Origin of the sequence: Bacillus changyiensis (assembly GCF_027706145.1) — a bacterium.
In the GTDB taxonomy this organism is placed as follows: domain Bacteria; phylum Bacillota; class Bacilli; order Bacillales; family Bacillaceae; genus Bacillus; species Bacillus changyiensis.
In genome coordinates this window covers 53,048-72,628 of sequence record NZ_JAQFWW010000001.1, presented here as the reverse complement: position 1 = coordinate 72,628, position 19,581 = coordinate 53,048, and the positions used below count along the sequence as shown (strand labels likewise).

The following is a 19,581-nucleotide window of genomic DNA, read 5'->3' as shown; positions in this document are numbered from 1 at the left end:
GGATTTGTGCGGACGTTTCGAGGAGTAACTATTCATGTGTTTTCTTCAATGTTAAGCTTATTTTTCTCTTTTGTATCATCTCGTGCTTGTTTAGATTTCAGTTCAAAATACTTATCAAGTACTTTTCGTCCGATATTATTCGTGATTGAATACCTCTTCTTATAATCAATATAAGCCCATGGAACCACAACAGAAATTGCCACCTCTGGCTGTTTGTAAGGAGCATATGCAACAAGTGTTGTATTATAAACCGGCGTCCCTGTTTTTGCCTGTTCAGGTCCTTCATAGAATGACTCTACGGTTCCTGTTTTACCTGCGGGTTGATATGGTGCTGATGCAAATTGTTTTTTTGCTGTTCCTCGTATCATCACCCGTCTAAATCCTTTTTGAACAATCTCTATGTCTTTCTGACTCATATCTAAACTATTTAACACTTGAGGCGGTATATATTTCGTGATAGCTCCGATGCCTTTTTGAGAATCTGGTCTCCTTATTTCTTTTATGATCTGAGGCTTCATCCGATAGCCACCATTTGCAATTGTCGAAACATACTGGGCCATCTGAAGCGGTGTATAAGTATCAAATTGCCCGATGGAAAAGTCAAGTAAAAAACCAGGAAGCTTTTGTGAACCTTTGAAGCCACTCGCCTCATTTGGTAGATCGATTCCCGTTTTAACACCTAGTCCGAATTGATTGAAATAATATCTGAATGTATCGAATGCTTTCGTATGAATGTCAAGTGGCTGATGTGCTCTGTAATACCCTTTGCCGATTGCAATGGCCGTTTTAAACATAAAGACGTTAGAAGATTGTTCAAGCGCTTTTTTAATACCAACTCTCCCAAGATAGTTTGACCATGATTTTTTGACAGGAGATCCTGCAATATAAAGAGGCTCATCAAAAAAATGGGTATTTAATTGAATGGCGCCAGTCTGTAATCCTGTTAAGACAGTCGCTCCTTTAACAGCTGAACCCATGGCATATGAAGATGTCATTGTTCCTAAGGCATAACTATCAAATATCAATTTCCCACCTTTGTTTTTCATTTGTTTTCCAGCAAGTGTTAAAACTTCCCCGTTTCTTGGATCCATCATCACGACAAATGCTCGATCAAGGAGTGGTGCATATTGTTGAGTTTTTGCTTTTTTCATCTCTACCTCAATGATATTCTCAACTGCTTTTTGCATGTCAACATCAATTGTTAGCACGATATCTTTACCGCTTTCCCCTTTTGAAATCATCTTTTTATTAATTAAATTCCCTGATTTATCAGTAATGTTTTTCACTCTTTCTTTTTGTCCCTTGAGTACTTCCTCATACTTAGCTTCAAGATAACTTTTACCAACCCGATCATTGCGGTTATAGCCAAGTGATAAATAATGATCAAGTAGATGTTTAGGAAGGCCTTCATTTGAATTAGAAACACGACCAATGACTGTTCTCAGAAGTTCATGATACGGATAATCTCGTTCCCAATCAGATGTCACATCAACACCCGGGAGATCGTCAAGGTGTTCGCTGACATAAGCCAATTCTTTTAAGGTTACATGCTTGTTTTTAATGTATTGGGGTATTTTCGGATAACCTGAATCCATCCTTCGTTTAATTGCCAATACCTCTAAATCCGTTTTGGTTAATTGAGAGAGCTGCTGTTTTGAGATCCGGTCAAGCTGAAGTTGATATAAATCATCATCAGAAATTTTACCTTGCTTAACTTTTTGGCGATCTTTACGAGTCACTAATTTTTTTGCTTGTTTGGGTCTTGTTAAGATCCAGTAATCTTTTTTATCTCGCTCTGTTACTTTACTAGTGTCAATCGTAAGCATATCCGCCAGTTTTTTTGCAATCTCTAGCTGCTCCTTCTGTGAAACCGATGATGAACGAGTGTATGTAATCGCATTTAAAGGTTTATTTTGGACAAGGGTATTCAAGTTTCGGTCAAATATTTTTCCTCTAGGAACTGATGTTGTCACATCGACTTCTGCCTGTTTTTGAATTTGATGAATATAGTCTTCACCATAGACAATCTGCACCATTCCAAGACGGATAATCATAGCCGTAAAAGTAAGAAAAGCCAAAAAAAACAGGATATGGAGCCGAATCGGGACCAGTTTTCGTTTTTTTTCTGTTTTCGTTTTGTTTTTTATCATTTATCATCACCTATTCTTAACCTAAAGAAAAGACACCTTATGAAAAGGTGCCAAATCGATTATCGTTTCCCTTCTAAATAATTTGGCTCTGCTGTCTGTTTGCGGGTATCTTGTCCGACTGTTTCCTGAGCAGGCTCTGTCAAGCTTACATCTTTAATGAAATAATAAATGAGCGTGTGACCAGCCCCTAGTAAAACTAATGAAATTGGAATACCCAAATCTTCTTTAAACAGAAGTACAAGGAGCAGAAACACTAAAATAGAAACAATACGACCGCTATTTAAATAAACTTCTCTCACAACAATATATTCAATTCGTGCTTTTCTGGCATATCTCGCTTTTCCAATTACATCATAGGTCAATGATGAGTACGGAACAAGTAGCATCGGATAGCCGATCGCAATCGCTACAGCGTAAAAAAGTAAGGTCACATATGTCATATGAAACAAAATGAGAAACAGGGAGCCGAATAAGACGAGCCCTCCCAGCAAAATTGCTTTTTTACGTGCTCCTTTTTTGATAAACCTTGTGGCAAAATAATAAGCAAAAAAAGATACTGCCGAATTAACAAGCCCGAATTTTCCTAACGCAAGCTCACTTTTTGTTGTGATAAACACAAAAACATTAATTAAGAAAACAAAAATACCCTCTCTTAGCCCTTGAAAAAAATGAGCATTGGTGACATTTTTCCAGTTTTCATCTGAATGTCGTTCCTTCCAAATTTTTTTTAAAATATACTGACCTCGAGCTTCTCTACGTTTAAGAAAAAAGCTTGTAATGACGGCGATAGTAAACAATCCTAAAGAAAAACTAAAGATCAGTGTATAGCCTGTATTGTCGGTGAGCCTTGAAATGACATAACCGGCAACAATTGGTCCGATCATTCCAGCGCCTGAGGTTAACACACCAAGAAAACCATTAAAAAAATCCCTTGTCTCCGGTTCTGTGATTTCAAATGTCAATACATTAAAAGCAAGCCAATAAAAACCATAGCCCACTCCAAGAACACTACCGAGCAGTACCAATTGTGATCCAGCGTTTTCCCCTACCAAAAGAACCGTTAAATAAAAGATGGCCAAAAATGAGACACCAAATCTTAAAATAAATACCCGATCGATTTTTTTTGCTAGCCTCCCAGCAATCATAAAGGTTAAAGGTTGCATCACAACAATTGACAGATTGTAAATTGCCAAATCAATAAATCGCCCTGATTGTTTCCATAAATATACATTCACAAACGTATTGGAAAGAGCAATGCTCAGTGAATAAAGGCCGCCAACAGTCAGTAGAAGCAACAAGTCCCTGTTTACCTCAACATCGCCTATTATGTTTTTGATTTTGCTCATAACTGACTCCCCTTTACTGATACTCTTTAGTTTGTCTAATCAAAAGTCAGTTATGTACTTGAAAAAAGAAAACAAGCAAGGCCCACTCAAAACGGACCTTGCTTGTCTTCATAAACCTTATTTATTTTGCTTCGTTATAAATCCGGGCAACTTCATCCCAATTCACGACATTCCAGAATGCTTTAATATAATCTGGACGGCGATTTTGATAATTCAAGTAATAAGCATGCTCCCATACATCTAGACCTAGGATCGGAGTTTTGCCTTCGGAAAGCGGAGAATCTTGGTTTGGTGTACTTGTGATTTCAAGCTCACCATTGTTGACAACAAGCCATGCCCATCCGGATCCAAAGCGGCCTGCTGCTGCATTTGCAAACTCTTCTTTGAATTGATCAAAGCTGCCAAATTTATTTGTGATCGCTTCTTTCAATTCACCTGATGGAGCTCCACCTCCATTTGGAGAGAGCAGTTTCCAGAAAAGTGAGTGGTTAGCATGTCCTCCACCATTGTTACGGACAGCAGTGCGAATGTTTTCTGGAACAGCATCAAGATTAGCAACAAGTTTTTCAACTGATTTGTTTTCTAGCTCTTGAATTCCTGCCACCGCATCGTTTAATTTTGTTACATATGTGTTATGGTGTTTCGTATGGTGAATGTTCATTGTTTCTTTGTCGATGTGCGGTTCTAACGCATCATAAGCATAAGGTAATTCTGGAAGTTTGTAAGCCATCATTAATTCCTCCTTATTTTATATGTACTTACCAGCTTTCATTTTCAATGTATCAAAAGAAAAAGCCTCTTTCAATTGAAATGCTCACAAAACGATCACATTTATTGTGTATTTCAATTGATAATTACACATTATCCGTTTGTGCCTCTTTTTAAACATTTATAAGACCGCAAATAAAAAATACCCGATCATCATCACCTGAATCACACTTTTCGCCAATACACTTGAAATAAATCCGAGCAATGAACCCGTACCTATTTTCATTGCAGTTTTTATATCCTTTTTATGAATGAGCAGTTCTCCCAACATTGCACCGATAAAAGGTCCGACAATAATGCCGGCTATAGGGATGATAAAAGGTCCAACAAGAAGACCGATTGTACTTCCCCATATAGCAGCCCGGCTTCCACCGAAGCGTTTAACTCCAAAAAGATTAGCAAGGTAATCTGCGACTAGTAAAGCAACAATAAATATCCCCTCGACAATCCAAAATAGGTATGTAAACGGTGCAAATGAAAATAAAAATCCGTACATAATAAACCCGGCGATGATGAAAACAACACTTGGAATAATTGGATAGACTAAACCGATAAATGCAATGATAAACATTGCAGAAATCAACAACCAATATAAGATATCCAATATCCTCCCTCCAATCTCTTCTATTGTCTAATAAGTTCCCTTGAATTCCTTCTTACCTAGCGATACAATAATGCAAATACCTTAGATTATGATAGGAAGTGAATATGAATGAATATGTTGAGGCTATCATTAAAAAGCACGTATTCTCCTCAGGCAATAGCAAAAGCACGTTTTCAAGGAATAGGCAAAACCATTTTATATGTTTTCTTACTCAGTATGATCGCTGCTTTACCAAATGTGTACCATACTAACAATCATTTCACAGAGGCAATAGACGGCCTTCACTCGGATCTTAAAGATTTACCTGACTTTTCAATTACAGACGGTTCATTACATACAGATACAAAAAAAGCAATTGAATCGCAAACAAATGGATATGCGGTTGTCTTAGATCCTGAAAACTCTTTTAAAATGAAACAGATAAAAGACAAACAAAATGCAGTCGGCTTTTTGAAAGAAAAACTTGTCATCGTCATCAATGGACAGGACATAGAAGTACCTTATACAGAATTTAATGAAGAAATCACACAACAAGACATATTATCTCTTATTGATCAAATGAAGACAATCATTTTTCCTGTATTATCTATTTTTATTCTCTTAGCTTCTACCGCTGGGAAATTTATTGCTGTTACATGTCTTGCACTAATCGGTTTATTTATACGTTACAGACTGAAAAAAAATCTCAGCTACAAGAATTTATGGGTAATGTCTGCTTATTCCATTACCCTCGCAACTGTCTTCTTTTTTATGATGGACACTCTCCAAGTGGTTGTCTTTAAAGGGTTTTTACTGTATTGGCTTGTTATTATTGTGATGTTGTTTCTGGCTATTAAAGAAGTCCCACACCATAAAAAACAAGGATAATCAGCATTTTATTGTCATGTCAGACAATGGACAAGCATAAAATAGTAAAAAAATGAATGAAGTGGGGACAAGTTAAATGAAGCGGTTAGTGATGTTCCTGTCTATTTTACTGACTCTGTTCATTATATATTATGATTTAAAAACTGGTACCCTCCCAGAACAGGCAATCCCTGTTTCTGCTAGGACGAAAGAAACGATCGCTACTGACATGATTGAATATAAGACCGTCACTGTTCAACCTGGTGAGACTGTGATCTCAATAACTGGAGAACAAGATATCACTGCCAGGCGAATGATCAATGATTTTGAAAGATTAAATCCAAATGTAAAGGCAGGGCATATTCGAGCGGGAGTTACCTATAAATTCCCGGTTTACCCTGAGAAAAAGCGTTAATTCTTGTCAGCTCAATCAACATACTGTTACAATAAGACTTGTTATAAAAACGGCGATATCCGCGGATTTTATCATAAATTTTAAGGAGAGAATTAGAGTGAGTGAAATCACACATCGTACAAAAACACGTCCCGTTAAAGTGGGACCTTTAACAATAGGCGGTAATAATGAAGTCGTCATTCAAAGTATGACAACAACGAAAACACATGATGTTGAAGCAACCGTTGCCGAGATTAACAGGCTAGCTGAAGCGGGCTGTCAAATCGTACGTGTAGCCTGTCCTGATCAGAGAGCAGCAGAGGCTATTCCAGAGATCAAAAAACGGATCTCCATCCCCCTTGTCGTTGATATTCATTTTGACTATAAATTAGCATTAAAAGCAATCGAAGGTGGAGCTGATAAAATTCGGATCAACCCAGGGAATATTGGCCGCCGTGAAAAAGTCGAAGCTGTCGTTAATGCAGCAAAAGAAAAAGGCATTCCGATTCGTATCGGAGTCAATGCAGGTTCTCTTGAAAAACGAATTTTAGAAAAGTATGGCTATCCGACAGCAGACGGTATGGTTGAAAGCGCGTTACATCATATTCAAATTCTTGAAGAACTGGATTTCCACAATATTATTGTGAGCATGAAAGCATCGGATGTTAACCTAGCAATCGAAGCATATGAAAAAGCAGCAAAAGCCTTTGATTATCCACTTCATTTAGGAATTACTGAAAGCGGAACATTGTTTGCAGGAACGGTGAAAAGTGCCGCTGGACTTGGTGCAATTTTAAGCAAAGGTATTGGCAACACGCTTCGTATTTCATTAAGTGCAGATCCTGTTGAAGAAGTAAAAGTGGCAAGGGAATTGTTAAAATCATTTGGACTCGCTGCTAATGCAGCAACATTGATCTCTTGTCCGACTTGCGGGCGGATCGAAATCGATTTGATTAAGATTGCCAATGAAGTCGAGGAATATATTTCAAAAATTAAAGCACCGATCAAAGTAGCTGTTCTCGGCTGTGCAGTCAATGGCCCAGGTGAAGCTCGTGAAGCGGATATTGGTATTGCTGGCGCACGTGGAGAAGGCCTTCTTTTCCGCAAAGGAGAAATCGTTCGAAAAGTACCTGAGGAAACTATGGTTGAAGAACTAAAAAAAGAAATCGATAAACTGGCAGAAGAACATTATGCCAAGCAAGCTGCTGAAAAAGCAAAAGCTTGACGGAAATCCGTCAAGCTTTTTTGCTTTAGAAAAACGGTGCCAAAAATATGCCAAGCACTACAGAAACAACACCGATACCCATCGCCCAGGCTCCTATGCCAGTTGCTCCTTGTCTTCTGGCTATGAAACCAACGATAATCCCTGCAATTCCCAATAATACAGGAAGCATAAACAATGAAATAATTGACAGTGCCAGCGCAATATATCCGGTCACCCGACCACCAGTAGCACCTGTCTCATTTTCTGCAGTTCCGCCATTACGGTCGTTATCCGTACCATATCGCGGAGCAACTTCTGCAGCTGTTTCCTCTAAATAATTATCATCATTTAAAGTTGCGTCAACTATATCGGCATTATAACCGCTGCGATGACGATCTTGGTTTTGCTCTCTTTCCATTCGTGGTCCCCCCTTTGAGTCCATCATAAAGGAGCATTTATAGTGTAAACATTTTAGAACTAATTCATGTTTGCTAAACTTTACTCGCATTGTTAAAAGTTTATGATACACTATAGGAATGGAAAATAAGGAGTGTGGACATGTTACACTTAGGAATTGATATTGATGGTACGATTACAGCACAAGATACGTTAGTCCCTTACTTAAACGAGGCATTCAACCTCTCGATTACATTTGAAGACATAACGGACTATGATTTGACAAAGCTATTGAATATATCTGAGCAAGCTTTTTGGAAATGGATGGACGAGAATGAACCTCACATCTATAAAGAAGCAATGGTGGCCCAATATGCTAAACAAACAATTGACGAATTGAAGAACCATCACAAACTTTTTTATATTACTGCAAGAAGACTTTACTTAAAAGATACAACACATGCCTGGTTTCACAAAAATAAAATCCATTACGATCATATTGAACTTGTTGGTGGTCATGATAAGCTAGAAGCTGTATCTAAACACAAAGTCGATGTTTTTTTTGAAGACCATCATGGGAATGCTACCATGATTGCCAAGGAAGCAAATATTCCGGTTATACTGTTCAATACACCATATAACCAGCTCCCGACCGATTCAAACATTATTAGAGTCAATAGTTGGCTTGAAGCAGCAGCATGGCTCAGAAAACATGAAAAAGACTTAAAAGCAGTGTAAAAAAAACCGGCGTATACCGGTTTTTTTATGCATTTATGCTTTTTTCTTCACATAGTGGACATGTTCCGTAAATTTCAAATTTATGTCCGCTGATCTGATAACCATCAAGATCAGCATTTAATTTTTCCATAGGGCATGATTCAATTTCTTTCGTTTTTCCACAAACCATACAGATAAAATGATGGTGGTGATGTATGGAAGAACATTTAAAACGAAACAGCTTTTCACCAGAAAGCTCAGTCGTTTCCAGAATACCGAGTTCCTCAAATAAAGACAGATTTCTGTATATCGTATCAAAACTTAATCCCGGGTAATGATCATTTAGCGCGGATAATACATCTTTCGCTGTTAAATACTTATCAGAATCTCTAAAAAGCTGAAGCATATCCTCTCGCTTACTTGTATACTTATAGCCTTTTTCTTTTAACAAATCAAGCGCTTCCTGTACGTTCATGGGGAATCCTCCTTTTGATTTTGTTAAAACTGATACACAATATGAGAATGAAAATCGAGAGCATCACGATCGTCCCACCTGGAGCGAGATCTAGATGATATGCAAGTACCAATCCGATGACAACAGACAATTCCCCAAACAAAACAGAATAGAAAATCGCTTGCTTAAATCCTTTGGCAATCCGCATACTTGCAGCAACAGGTAGTGTCATCAATGCAGAAACAAGTAATGTCCCAACAATTCTCATTGATGCAGCAATGACTAGCGCAACAATTAAAATAAAAATAAAATGAATCCACTTGGCAGAAATACCGGATGCTTTCGCATGTTCTTCATCAAATGAAAGCAAAAATAACTCTTTAAACAACGAGAAAACGATAATCAAAACAGCAGCAGATATCCCAATAATGACCAACAAATCCTCACGGGAGACTGCGCTGACACTGCCGAACAAATAACTAAACAAATCTGTGTTAAATCCGTCGGCAAGCGAAATGAAAATAACTGAAATGCCGATACCACCAGACATGATGATGGGAATTGCAAGCTCTTGGTAATGTTTATAAACAGATCTCAGTTTTTCAATCATTAAAGACCCAGTAACTGAAAAGATCATGCCAAAATAGATCGGACTGATTCCAATCAGAGCGGTAAATTGTTTACTTAAGTAAAGGCCTGCCGCAATTCCTGCCAAAGAAACGTGGCTCAGTGCATCAGCAATCAATGATAACCGTCTAACAACGATGAACACTCCGAGCAAAGGTGCAATAAAACCGATTAATAATCCTGAAAAAAAGGCATTTTGTAAAAATTCATAATGAAAAAAAGGTGTTAACATTATTGTTGACCTCCATGTTCATGGTGGTTGTGGCTAATTGCTTGAACATCATGCCCGTAAAAATGTGAAAGATCTTGGTCTGTCATTGTTTCAAACTCCTCTGTATCGCCATGAAAATGAAGATGCTTATTCAAACAAGCAACATGTGTCACTTTATCAGAAACCGTTCCCACATCATGGGTAACAAGAATCAATGTGATGCCTTTTTTACGATTTAATTTTTCTAAAAGCTGATAAAAACCTTCAACTGTTTTTTGATCAACACCGACTGTCGGTTCATCCAGAATAAGTAGCTTTGGCTCACTCACAAGTGCCCTAGCAATAAACGTTCTTTGCTGCTGTCCTCCAGAAAGTTCACCTATATTTCTGTCTTTTAAAGAGGAAATTCCAACTGCCTCGATCGCGTTCAATACTTTTTGTTTATCCGTTTTTGACATCCGTTTAAACAAACCAAGCTTTGCTGTTAAACCGCTTGCGACCACTTCATAAACTGAAGCAGGAAACCCAGTATTAAAACTGTTTGCCTTTTGTGAGACAAATCCAATCTTGTTCCATTCTTTAAATTTCTTAACAGGAACACCAAACAAAAGAAGTTCACCTTGTTGTGGTTTAATGAGGCCGAGTATGCATTTTAACAACGTTGTTTTTCCCGAACCATTCGGACCAACTAAACCGAGAAAATCCCCTTCTTCAACTGTTAAATTAATATCTTCTATCACATTTCGCTGATCATATGAATAAGATATATGTTTCATTTCAATAATAGGTTGTTTCAATCCGTTCACCTTCAAATATTATCAGAATCATTCCGATTTAATACACAAAAAGAAAATGGCAACCGAAGATTTCAGCAAGCCATTTTGCTTATGTAACCAGTTCAATATGGAATTATACATCAAATTTGCAAAAAAGTAAATCAAGACTTAATGAATCGGGTTTTTAAACTTACCGCCACGTGTTTCATGCGTATCCACAATCGTAATAAAGGCATTGTCATCAATTTCAAAAACAATTGATTTGAGTTTTGTCACTTCAAGCCTTGTCACAACCACATATATGACCTCAGTCTCTTCGTCTGAATACCCCCCTTTTCCTTTTAGTTTCGTTGTCCCCCGACCAAGACGATGCAATAAAGCATCAGATATTTCTTCATATTGATCAGATACAATCATGACAGCTTTTGTCTCCTCAAGTCCTTGAATCACAGTATCAATTGTCTTCATTGCAATATAATACGTCATAACGGAAAACATTGCTTGTTCAAATCCAAATACAAACCCTGCCCATGTAAAAATAAATATATTTATGAACATGACAAATTCTCCAACTGAAAACGGCAGTTTCTTGGTCAGTAATATCCCGAGAATCTCTGTTCCATCCATAGAACCGCCGTTACGAATCACAAGCCCTACACCAAATCCAAGTAAAAGACCGCCGAAAACAGCAGCCAACACAGGCTGAGTCGTAACCCCTTCTACATGATGCAATAAAGTTTCAATAATAGACAAACTGATAATTCCAATAAGTGTTGATATCACAAATGTTTTCCCAATATGTTTGTAGCCGTAAAACATAAACGGAATATTAAGGACAATAACAAGCAGTGCAAAATTGATAAGTGGACTATCTTTAAAAAGGTAATCCAAAATCAATGAAATACCGATAATTCCTCCGTCAATAATTTGATTTGGGACTAAAAACAATTCAATACTGGCGGCGGCACAGGCAGCTCCGATCAAAATCATAATGATTCGGAACATCAAATGGATGGTTGATTCTTTTTTATGCTGTTTTTTTACTACCATGCCTCTCTCCCTTCCTGAACTGACTTTATCGCTATTATAGCACTTTACATGAGGTAACAAAAAAAGTGACACATTTTTTGATTTCTCCCATACATTAGTTCAGAGGGGGGAACGGACGTGATATTATTTCAGAAAATCGTACTGCAGCGCTTAAATCAGGTTACTGCTGATGAAGTGCTCAAATATGCAGAGAAATACGGAATTCATGTCACAAAAAAGCAGGCTCTTGAGGTGGAAAAGCTTGTTAACGGGAAAAATATTAATATTTTCAATGAAAATGAACGGATCAAACTTCTCCGTCAAGTAGAAGCGGTCACATCAAAAGAAGCCGTTCAACTGCTGAACCAGCTGTTTGAACAATATGTATCATCATAAAAGGGGCTGTAAAAAAAGCCCCTTGTTCTTATTGCTGTTTAATTTTTTCTAAAACCCCTTCATCAAACTGTTTATTCCTAATCATGTCAATTTCAAAGCGATATGGTGGTTTTTTATTCTTCTTATCTTCCCCAACATATGGCGTCTCCAGGATCTTCGGTATATCAGTCAGCTGATTGTGGTGAACGATATATTGAAGGGCTTCAAAGCCGATTTCCCCAAAACCAATGTTTTCATGCCGGTCCTTTCTCGCTCCTCTGATATTTTTACTATCATTAATATGAAGAACTTTCAAACGCTCGATTCCAATGATTTTATCAAATTCGTTTAAAACTCCATCAAAGTCAGAAACCACATCATAACCTGCGTCATGAGTATGACATGTATCAAAACAAACAGACAGGTATTGATTATGCGTCACACCGTCGATGATCTGAGCAAGTTCATCAAACGTCCGACCGCATTCTGAACCTTTTCCAGCCATTGTTTCCAGAGCAATCTGTACATTTTGTTCTGGATCGATCACTTCATTTAGCCCCTCAATGATCTTTTTAATCCCTGTCTCAGCTCCTGCTCCGACATGGGCCCCAGGATGAAGAACAATTTGTTTCGCACCGATTGCCGCGGTTCTTTCGATCTCTGAGCGCAGAAAATCAACACCAAGCTGAAATGTTGCGGGATTCGTTGTGTTGGCAATATTAATGATATATGGCGCATGAACAACAATATCCGTGATTTGATGCTCTTTCATGTGAGCATGTCCAGCTTCAATATTCAAATCCTCGATTTTTTTTCTGCGGGTATTTTGCGGTGCACCCGTATAAATCATAAAGGTATTGGCCCCATAAGAACTCGCTTCTTGGCTGGCTGCAAGCAACATGTGCTTGCCGCTCATTGAAACATGTGAACCGATTTTCAACAAAGCTGTTTCCCCTACTTTCCTTTTTTAAATTGTTTCCGTTTTTGTTGTCTTTTAATTTTATTCATTTCTGTTTGCATTTTTTTCTTATAGCCTGGCTTGACTTTTTTCGGTCGTTTTACAAGCCGCTTTGCCAACTCATCCGTTTCATCAGGAGTTCTTTTCCGGTTTTCACGGCGTTTGCGATCATCAATTTTTTTCCATTCGCCTTTTTCAAGTTTCATATTTTCGAACACGATTCCCATTTTTTCAAGGTGAACAAGGGCATCTTCATCAGCAGTGTCATAAAAAGTCATCGCTGTTCCAGATGAACCTGCACGCGCTGTCCGACCAACTCGGTGAACGTAAAAATCAAGGTCTTCAGGCAGCTCATAATTAATGACATGACTCACACCTTTAATATCGATACCCCTCGCTGCCAAATCTGTAGCAATGATATAGGTGAACTCAAGATCACCGATTTGTTTCATCACTTTTTTGCGCTCGCGTGGTGTCAGCCCTCCATGTAGAAGCCCAACTTTCATGCCCTGATCAGTTAGAAATGCGGCAATATGATCAGCCATTGTTTTTGTATTGGCAAATACAATCGCTAAGTATGGGTTTAAATGCGTCATGACCTCTAGTAAAAGTTGATTTTTATCCCCGTGCTTTGACGGAATCAACACATGTTTTATTTTTTCGGCTGTAATGTGTCTTGGTTCTACATGGGCATATTTCGGATTCGCCATATATTTCTTTAGAAAAGGTTTTAATTTCTCTGGAATTGTTGCAGAAAAAACAAGCATCTGCAAATCCTCTGGCATGTTAGAGCCTATAAAATCAACATCTTCTAAAAAGCCCATCTCAAGCATTAAGTCTGCCTCATCAATAACCAATGAATCTGCCTTATGAACATTTAGCGCCTGTTCCTTGATCAAGTCGGCAATTCTCCCCGGTGTCCCAACTGCAAGGTGGGGTTGGGTTTTTAATTTATCAATTGATTTTTGTTTGTCAGTTCCGCCAATAAAAATCTTAGAACGGATCGCTTGATCAGGATCTAAAAATTTAGTGATTTTCAACACTTCCTGATGAATCTGGTTGGCTAGCTCCCTTGTTGGAGCTGTAATAACAGCCTGAACAAACCCTTTTTCAGGATCAATTTTGCTTAAGATTGGAAGAAGGTATGCATGGGTTTTTCCTGTCCCAGTCTGAGACTGACCAATTGCACTTTCTCCTTTGAGTGTTGAAGGAATTAATCTTTTTTGAATATCTGTCGGTTCATAAAAACCTAACTGGCTAACAGCCTCTATAATAAAGGGCTTTAAATCGTACATTTCAAATTTCGTCTGCTTCATTTTTCCAACTCCTTCTTGGAAAACGAGTTCCAAGCTTTATCCTATATGGCTAAAATTGTGCACTTATGTACCCTTTTTTATGCTGAAGCAATTAAAAAAGGAGGTTGCATGTCCATCATTAAATTATAACTGATCCAACATAAAAAAACCATCACAATGATGGCAGGCAATCCATGAGACAAAAGCACTTTGTGTGTGATCTGCATATCCTATTTAAAGAGAAAGGTGTGAAAGGAGGTATCAGTATGTTTCCTCAACAACCCATGAGAAATCCGAGAGTTCCGATGACACAGAGGCCGAGTCAGACATTGCTGCCAAGAAACCCAGGGATGGGAATGAACCCTGGACAACAGCAAGGTTTCCAACAGTTTTTTAATCCGATGAACGCAGCCCAACAAGGGGGAACGCGTGGAGGTGGTTTGAAAGGATTGATTTCTAAATTTCTCCCTGGCGGTGGCGGAGCACCACCTAGTGGAACAGGAGCCGGTCTGGGTGGGTTTGGTGGAGCAGGCAACGGCCTTGGTGGAACAGGAGCCGGTCTGGGTGGGATGAAAGGACTCACAAACCCGACGTCTATATCAAACATGCTGGGCAATGTTCAAAAAGCACTTGGTGTTGCCCAACAAGTAACACCAATGATTCAGCAATATGGCCCACTCGTCCGTAATCTACCCGGAATGATCAAATTGTTCAAGCAGATCAACTCAGAGGACAGCAACAGTGAAGATCATGATGATGAAGAAGATAAAGAGAAAACAAAAGAGTCAAGTGCAAAAAAACAATCAAGTAAAGAAACGAGTACAAAAACAGAAACAGATCAAAAACTCACCTCTTCTAAAAGATCTAAGGAGAAAGCACATGAACAATCAAATCGTTCTGTGTCTGCTCCAAAGAAAAGAAAAAGTGGTGGGTCAAAGCCTAAACTATATATATAACATTCTTTGATATCTGATTCGCGATCATTTATAATGAGGTCTAAAGAGACTGTAAGTATATTAAGCCGTTTTATTACGGCTTTTTATCATGTTCAGTTCTCACTTCTTCATAGGAGGACTCATAATGAATGTTCTTAAAATCTCGCCACGAGGCTATTGCTATGGCGTTGTCGACGCGATGGTTATTGCCAAAAATGCGGCTCTTGATAAAAGTCTACCAAGACCTATATACATTTTAGGCATGATTGTTCATAACAAACATGTCACAGACGCTTTTGAAAAAGACGGTATTTATACCCTTGATGGTCCGAACAGGTTGGACATATTAAACAAGGTCGATAAAGGGACTGTCATTTTTACCGCCCATGGCGTCTCACCGGAAGTCCGGAAAGTAGCGGAAAAAAAAGGGCTTGTAACAATTGATGCTACATGTCCAGACGTAACAAAAACACATGATTTAATTCGAAAAGTAGAAGCAGAAGGTTATCATGTCATTTATATCGGAAAAAAAGGGCATCCAGAACCTGAAGGTGCTGTCGGAGTCGCACCTGATATCGTTCATCTTGTTGAAACAGAAGAAGATGTGGATCGTCTCACAGTTGATTCTGAAAAACTAATTGTCACTAACCAAACCACCATGTCCCAATGGGATGTTCATGACATTATGGAGAAAGTAAAAGAGAAGTATCCGCATGTCGAATTTCATCAGGAAATTTGTCTGGCCACCCAAGTTCGTCAGGAAGCCGTCTCTGAACAAGCAAAAAAAGCCGACCTTACAATTGTTGTCGGTGATCCAAAAAGCAATAACTCCAATCGCCTTGCACAAGTATCTGAAGAAATTGCCGGTACAAAAGCATATAGAATTGGCGATTTAAGCGAATTAAAACTAGAATGGCTAGAAGGTGTTGATACAGTGGCGGTGACAGCTGGGGCTTCAACACCGACACCAATTACAAAAGAAGTCATCCGGTTTTTAGAACAATATCAACACGAAGATCCGTCCACATGGAATATTAGTCATGAGGTCCCACTTCATAAAATATTGCCTAAAGTAAAAGCGAAAGGGTCGAATCTTGTATAATACAAGATTCAACCCTTTTTTTCTTACAGAAAAGTAAACGGATTGGTATTTGTTTCTGAAGGAAAAATATGAATAGCATAGTTTTTCTCTTCGCATAATGATAACAGTTTCTTTGTGACACCATCTTTCATAATTTGCTCAACGTAATGACCAGGATCAATGACAGCTAGTCCGATCATCATCGCATCATGTGCTGTATGAAAATACAGATCACCTGTGATGTACACATCGGCACCCATTCGTTTCGCTTGATGAATATATTTGTTTCCATCCCCTCCAAGCACCGCCACTTTTTTCACTTTAGCATCCGGTTTTCCGACCATTCGCGCTCCGTTCGCTTGAAGCTTTTCCTTTACAAATTGAGCAAAGTCCCCAAGTTCCATCTCTTTTTTCAGTTCACCGATTCGACCGAGCCCTTTTTGAAGAGGGTTTTGTTCAATAGGATAAATATCATAGGCAATTTCTTCATATGGATGAGCCTTCTTCATCGCTGTCAATACAGTTTTTTCAATCCCTACTGGATAAACCGTTTCAATTCTTACTTCCTTAACACGCTCAAGCTGACCTGATTGGCCTATAAATGGTTGAGCATGTTGAAGTGGGCGGAAGCTGCCCATGCCTTCTGTAGAGAATGCACAGTGACTATATGCCCCAATATGTCCAGCTCCTGCATCTCCAAGTGCTAAACGCACCTGCTCTTCATAATCCTTCGGGACATAAACAACAAGCTTTCGAAGAGGTTCTTCATAAGTAGGAACAAGCACCTTTGTTTTTTCAAGCCCTAATGCGTCTGCAAGCATATCATTGACACCACCATCGGTAATATCAAGATTTGTATGTGCCGCATAAACTGTAATATCGTGCTTTATACATTTTTCAAGCAGTCTTCCACTTGGCTGATCAGTGATTAGCTGTTTAAGTGGCCGGAAAATCGGTGGATGATGGGCTATGATTAAATCGACATTTTTCGAAATCGCTTCATCAATCGTTTCTTCAAGCACATCTAATGTGATCATGACATTGTTTATTTTTTTACGCAATGTACCAATTTGCAGTCCGATTTTATCCCCTTCAACAGCCAATGACTTTGGTGCAAATTGTTCAAACAGTTGAATGATTTCATTACCGTTTATTTGTTTAGCCAAGTCTAAGAACCTCCTTCAACATTTCAATTCGTTCTGAAAGCTCAATGAGCTTTTGGTGACTTTCTGTTTTCGAAGCACCAGCCGTTATTTGTTGATAAATATGTTGCATATGTTCAAGTTCCCGTCTCCATTTTTTGATAAAAACGGCGTTTTTTTCTTTAGCTAAAAACGGTCCAACCAATAAACCAGTCGCAAAAGGGATTTCTCGGTATGCAACATCTTTATCTCCTTTTTCAGCCACAAGAACTTCATAATATTTCTCATCTTCTTCAAGGATTTCTTCATTGATCAGAGTGTATCCTTCCTTATACAACCACTCTCTTATATGATAAGCATGAATATTCGGTTGTAAAATCAAGCGTTCCTTGCCAACTAGTTTGTTCTTGCCAGACTCAAGAATTTGGGCAATAAGGGAGCCTCCCATTCCCGCAATCGTAATCACATCTACTTCACCTTTTTGAATAACTTCAAGCCCATCCCCTTTTCTCACTGAAATGTGCGAACTTAAAGATAACTTCTCAACCTGTTGTTTTGCAGAGAGAAAAGGACCCTCTGTAATCTCTCCCGCAATCGCACCGTTTGCGATATCGTTCAGTATACAATAGCAAGGCAAATACGCATGATCAGACCCGATATCTGCCACAACTGCTTTTTTCGGTATGTATTTGACAACAGTCAGCAATCTTTTCGATAATTTCATTTCATTCACTAATCATCACAACTTTTCTCATTCATTTTCCCATTACTATCATATAAAAAAACTGGTTGATTTCCAAGCTGAGCGATGATATTAATCGCGATAATATTTTCTTAAAGCATGTGTCTCAAGGTCAGCTAGACGAACAGGTATCGGCAGTCTACTATCTGGATTAATCAAGGTCATGGTTATTTGATAACTGCTTTCTAAATCAATAAAATTTCCGCATGACAAAAAAATGGGCTTCACATCTTGCCTCGTCCGCAATGTGCGTCCATATACTTCACCTTCTATCACAATATCGGTATAAGCACCGATTTGGTTGTCAGGCATCTTAAAGTCATGGTTTTTAATTTTGAGGTAAGTTTTTGCAATCCCTATTGTCGGTTTATTAAGAAAAAACGATGCGTGTGTTGCAATCCCCAGATGATGAGGATGCAAATAGCCGTTACCATCAAATAAAAAAACATCCGGTTCAATCGTTAACTTTTTTGCAGCCTCCACGATAAGAGGTAACTCTCTAAATGCAAGAAACCCGGCCACATATGGTACAGTGATGTTTCCGAAATGATGAACTTTTTCAATAACTTTCTTCGTATGAACATCCAGCACAATGATACTGCAGACACCAAATGATTCCCCGTTTTCTTCCCAGTAAGCTAAATCAACACCCGCGCAAGTTTGTAAAGAATCCGTATCGATGGCATTTGATAGGTGAATCAGATATTTGAGCTCCTGCTGAACAGCCAAAAAATCTTGTTTAGTATTCAAAGTGAAATCATGAATATCGTTTAATTGCATGTTTAAATAACTCCTATATTAGTTCTATGTTAATATCTTGATTTAGAAGCTTCGGCTACTCCAAGCCTAAATCTACTCAAGTCCTGCCAAAATCATTTATCTATTTCTTTTCAAATTGAAAATAGACAATATAAAATCAAACTCACCTATTGAGGTTATCTTCTGATTTTAGTTCTAGTGGTTTGAGTCGTCTTTAAGAATAGATGACACAGACAGCCCACATAGTGCAAACACAACCGGAAGTCATTAATACAATCGTTGTTACGGTAGCCTAAGATCATCGCCCAAAAGGGAACTTCCTGTTTTCTAAATTCCATTATACAACAAATGAACGAATAATAAGTTCCCTACCAATCTCTAGTACTTAAAACACTATTATAGATCAACTTTCTTTTCATGAGTTTTGTAAACCAAAAAATTGATACATCCATAAGGATTACCCGACATACATGATGGCCTTTGTGACAATTGCAATCAAGCTACTTTTCAGAAAATCCCTTTTCAAACGATCTGCGTAACATTTGAACTTAAAAAAGGGCCGCCCATAGGTATTCCATGAGACAAACCCTTCAAAAATCGATTTTCAGGTGAAAGTACTATAATCTCCGCAAAATTTCCATCTCGTTTCCAAATGGAGCATTACCTGCTTTTGTTAGCGTTTCCTAATCATCTTTAAATCATCAACAAGAATGAGCTTTTTTGCAGTAGAAAAAGGGTGCTTGTAACACATTTAAACTAGAGGATCTTCACT

21 protein-coding genes are annotated in these 19,581 nt (G+C 38.3%); 7 read left to right on the top strand and 14 right to left on the bottom strand.

Going from position 1 to position 19,581, the window contains the following annotated elements; all coding sequences use genetic code 11:
* Positions 1 to 32: 32 nt before the first annotated feature.
* The 4 genes from PDT38_RS00390 to PDT38_RS00375 all read right to left on the bottom strand — a co-directional run bounded on the left by PDT38_RS00390 (position 33) and on the right by PDT38_RS00375 (position 4,868).
* Positions 33 to 2,150, bottom strand: coding sequence for a peptidoglycan D,D-transpeptidase FtsI family protein (locus tag PDT38_RS00390; RefSeq protein ID WP_270798189.1), 2,118 nt, complete (start codon positions 2,148 to 2,150; stop codon positions 33 to 35).
* Between the two features lie 59 nt (positions 2,151 to 2,209).
* Positions 2,210 to 3,496 carry an MFS transporter gene (locus PDT38_RS00385; RefSeq protein ID WP_270798188.1) on the bottom strand — a complete coding sequence of 429 codons (1,287 nt, stop codon included), beginning with the start codon at positions 3,494 to 3,496 and terminating at the stop codon, positions 2,210 to 2,212.
* A 121-nt stretch (positions 3,497 to 3,617) separates the two neighbouring features.
* On the bottom strand, positions 3,618 to 4,226 hold the full coding sequence (gene sodA / locus PDT38_RS00380) for a superoxide dismutase SodA (protein WP_270798187.1): 609 nt from the start codon (positions 4,224 to 4,226) through the stop codon (positions 3,618 to 3,620).
* Between the two features lie 159 nt (positions 4,227 to 4,385).
* Entirely contained in the window at positions 4,386 to 4,868 is a 483-nt protein-coding gene (locus PDT38_RS00375; protein WP_270798186.1) for a DUF456 domain-containing protein, read from the bottom strand.
* A 108-nt stretch (positions 4,869 to 4,976) separates the two neighbouring features.
* Here PDT38_RS00375 and PDT38_RS00370 point away from each other — a divergent pair, with 108 nt between their 5' ends.
* The 3 genes from PDT38_RS00370 to ispG all read left to right on the top strand — a co-directional run bounded on the left by PDT38_RS00370 (position 4,977) and on the right by ispG (position 7,333).
* Complete coding sequence (locus tag PDT38_RS00370; RefSeq protein ID WP_270798185.1) at positions 4,977 to 5,735, top strand: DUF1189 domain-containing protein; 759 nt, start codon at positions 4,977 to 4,979, stop codon at positions 5,733 to 5,735.
* Between the two features lie 76 nt (positions 5,736 to 5,811).
* The gene (locus tag PDT38_RS00365; RefSeq protein WP_270798184.1) at positions 5,812 to 6,129 is read left to right on the top strand and encodes a LysM peptidoglycan-binding domain-containing protein; all 318 of its coding nucleotides are present in this window, start codon (positions 5,812 to 5,814) and stop codon (positions 6,127 to 6,129) included.
* A gap of 91 nt (positions 6,130 to 6,220) precedes the next feature.
* Complete coding sequence (gene ispG, locus PDT38_RS00360; RefSeq protein ID WP_270800066.1) at positions 6,221 to 7,333, top strand: flavodoxin-dependent (E)-4-hydroxy-3-methylbut-2-enyl-diphosphate synthase; 1,113 nt, start codon at positions 6,221 to 6,223, stop codon at positions 7,331 to 7,333.
* Positions 7,334 to 7,358: 25 nt separating this feature from the next.
* On the opposite strand, the gene PDT38_RS00355 is transcribed toward ispG, so the two are convergent.
* A complete protein-coding gene (locus PDT38_RS00355) occupies positions 7,359 to 7,730 on the bottom strand; it encodes a DUF4190 domain-containing protein (RefSeq protein WP_270800065.1) in 372 nt (123 codons plus the stop codon).
* Positions 7,731 to 7,870: 140 nt separating this feature from the next.
* Between PDT38_RS00355 and PDT38_RS00350 the strand changes: the two genes are divergently transcribed.
* Positions 7,871 to 8,446: a hypothetical protein gene (locus tag PDT38_RS00350; RefSeq protein WP_270798183.1), complete on the top strand. Its 576-nt coding sequence runs from the start codon at positions 7,871 to 7,873 to the stop codon at positions 8,444 to 8,446.
* Positions 8,447 to 8,471: 25 nt separating this feature from the next.
* Here the strand turns inward: PDT38_RS00350 and PDT38_RS00345 are convergent, their stop codons facing one another.
* From PDT38_RS00345 to PDT38_RS00330, 4 genes are all read right to left on the bottom strand, one after another.
* A complete protein-coding gene (locus PDT38_RS00345; protein ID WP_270798182.1) occupies positions 8,472 to 8,900 on the bottom strand; it encodes a Fur family transcriptional regulator in 429 nt (142 codons plus the stop codon).
* Positions 8,878 to 9,738, bottom strand: coding sequence for a metal ABC transporter permease (locus PDT38_RS00340; protein ID WP_270798181.1), 861 nt, complete (start codon positions 9,736 to 9,738; stop codon positions 8,878 to 8,880). Before PDT38_RS00340 ends, PDT38_RS00345 begins: the two co-directional genes overlap by 23 nt.
* Complete coding sequence (locus PDT38_RS00335) at positions 9,738 to 10,514, bottom strand: metal ABC transporter ATP-binding protein (protein ID WP_270798180.1); 777 nt, start codon at positions 10,512 to 10,514, stop codon at positions 9,738 to 9,740. The genes PDT38_RS00340 and PDT38_RS00335 overlap by 1 nt, the downstream gene beginning before the upstream one ends.
* A 147-nt stretch (positions 10,515 to 10,661) precedes the next feature.
* Positions 10,662 to 11,543 carry a YitT family protein gene (locus PDT38_RS00330; protein ID WP_270798179.1) on the bottom strand — a complete coding sequence of 294 codons (882 nt, stop codon included), beginning with the start codon at positions 11,541 to 11,543 and terminating at the stop codon, positions 10,662 to 10,664.
* Between the two features lie 117 nt (positions 11,544 to 11,660).
* On the opposite strand from PDT38_RS00330, the gene PDT38_RS00325 reads away from it, so the two are divergent.
* Positions 11,661 to 11,918 (top strand): DUF2624 domain-containing protein, encoded by a 258-nt coding sequence (locus tag PDT38_RS00325; protein WP_270798178.1) that lies wholly within the window; start codon positions 11,661 to 11,663, stop codon positions 11,916 to 11,918.
* A 28-nt stretch (positions 11,919 to 11,946) separates the two neighbouring features.
* On the opposite strand, the gene PDT38_RS00320 is transcribed toward PDT38_RS00325, so the two are convergent.
* Together PDT38_RS00320 and PDT38_RS00315 are read right to left on the bottom strand one after the other, a co-directional pair.
* The gene (locus PDT38_RS00320) at positions 11,947 to 12,840 is read right to left on the bottom strand and encodes a deoxyribonuclease IV (protein ID WP_270798177.1); all 894 of its coding nucleotides are present in this window, start codon (positions 12,838 to 12,840) and stop codon (positions 11,947 to 11,949) included.
* Between the two features lie 11 nt (positions 12,841 to 12,851).
* Complete coding sequence (locus PDT38_RS00315) at positions 12,852 to 14,171, bottom strand: DEAD/DEAH box helicase (protein WP_270798176.1); 1,320 nt, start codon at positions 14,169 to 14,171, stop codon at positions 12,852 to 12,854.
* A gap of 245 nt (positions 14,172 to 14,416) precedes the next feature.
* On the opposite strand from PDT38_RS00315, the gene vrrA reads away from it, so the two are divergent.
* Together vrrA and PDT38_RS00305 are read left to right on the top strand one after the other, a co-directional pair.
* On the top strand, positions 14,417 to 15,106 hold the full coding sequence (gene vrrA / locus PDT38_RS00310) for a VrrA/YqfQ family protein (RefSeq protein ID WP_270798175.1): 690 nt from the start codon (positions 14,417 to 14,419) through the stop codon (positions 15,104 to 15,106).
* Between the two features lie 124 nt (positions 15,107 to 15,230).
* Positions 15,231 to 16,187, top strand: coding sequence for a 4-hydroxy-3-methylbut-2-enyl diphosphate reductase (locus tag PDT38_RS00305; RefSeq protein WP_270798174.1), 957 nt, complete (start codon positions 15,231 to 15,233; stop codon positions 16,185 to 16,187).
* A gap of 23 nt (positions 16,188 to 16,210) precedes the next feature.
* Here the strand turns inward: PDT38_RS00305 and PDT38_RS00300 are convergent, their stop codons facing one another.
* The 3 genes from PDT38_RS00300 to PDT38_RS00290 all read right to left on the bottom strand — a co-directional run bounded on the left by PDT38_RS00300 (position 16,211) and on the right by PDT38_RS00290 (position 18,830).
* On the bottom strand, positions 16,211 to 17,332 hold the full coding sequence (locus PDT38_RS00300) for a Nif3-like dinuclear metal center hexameric protein (protein WP_270798173.1): 1,122 nt from the start codon (positions 17,330 to 17,332) through the stop codon (positions 16,211 to 16,213).
* On the bottom strand, positions 17,325 to 17,975 hold the full coding sequence (locus PDT38_RS00295) for a tRNA (adenine(22)-N(1))-methyltransferase (RefSeq protein WP_270800064.1): 651 nt from the start codon (positions 17,973 to 17,975) through the stop codon (positions 17,325 to 17,327). Before PDT38_RS00295 ends, PDT38_RS00300 begins: the two co-directional genes overlap by 8 nt.
* Positions 17,976 to 18,122: 147 nt before the next feature.
* A complete protein-coding gene (locus PDT38_RS00290; RefSeq protein WP_270798172.1) occupies positions 18,123 to 18,830 on the bottom strand; it encodes an endonuclease V in 708 nt (235 codons plus the stop codon).
* Positions 18,831 to 19,581: the final 751 nt, after the last annotated feature.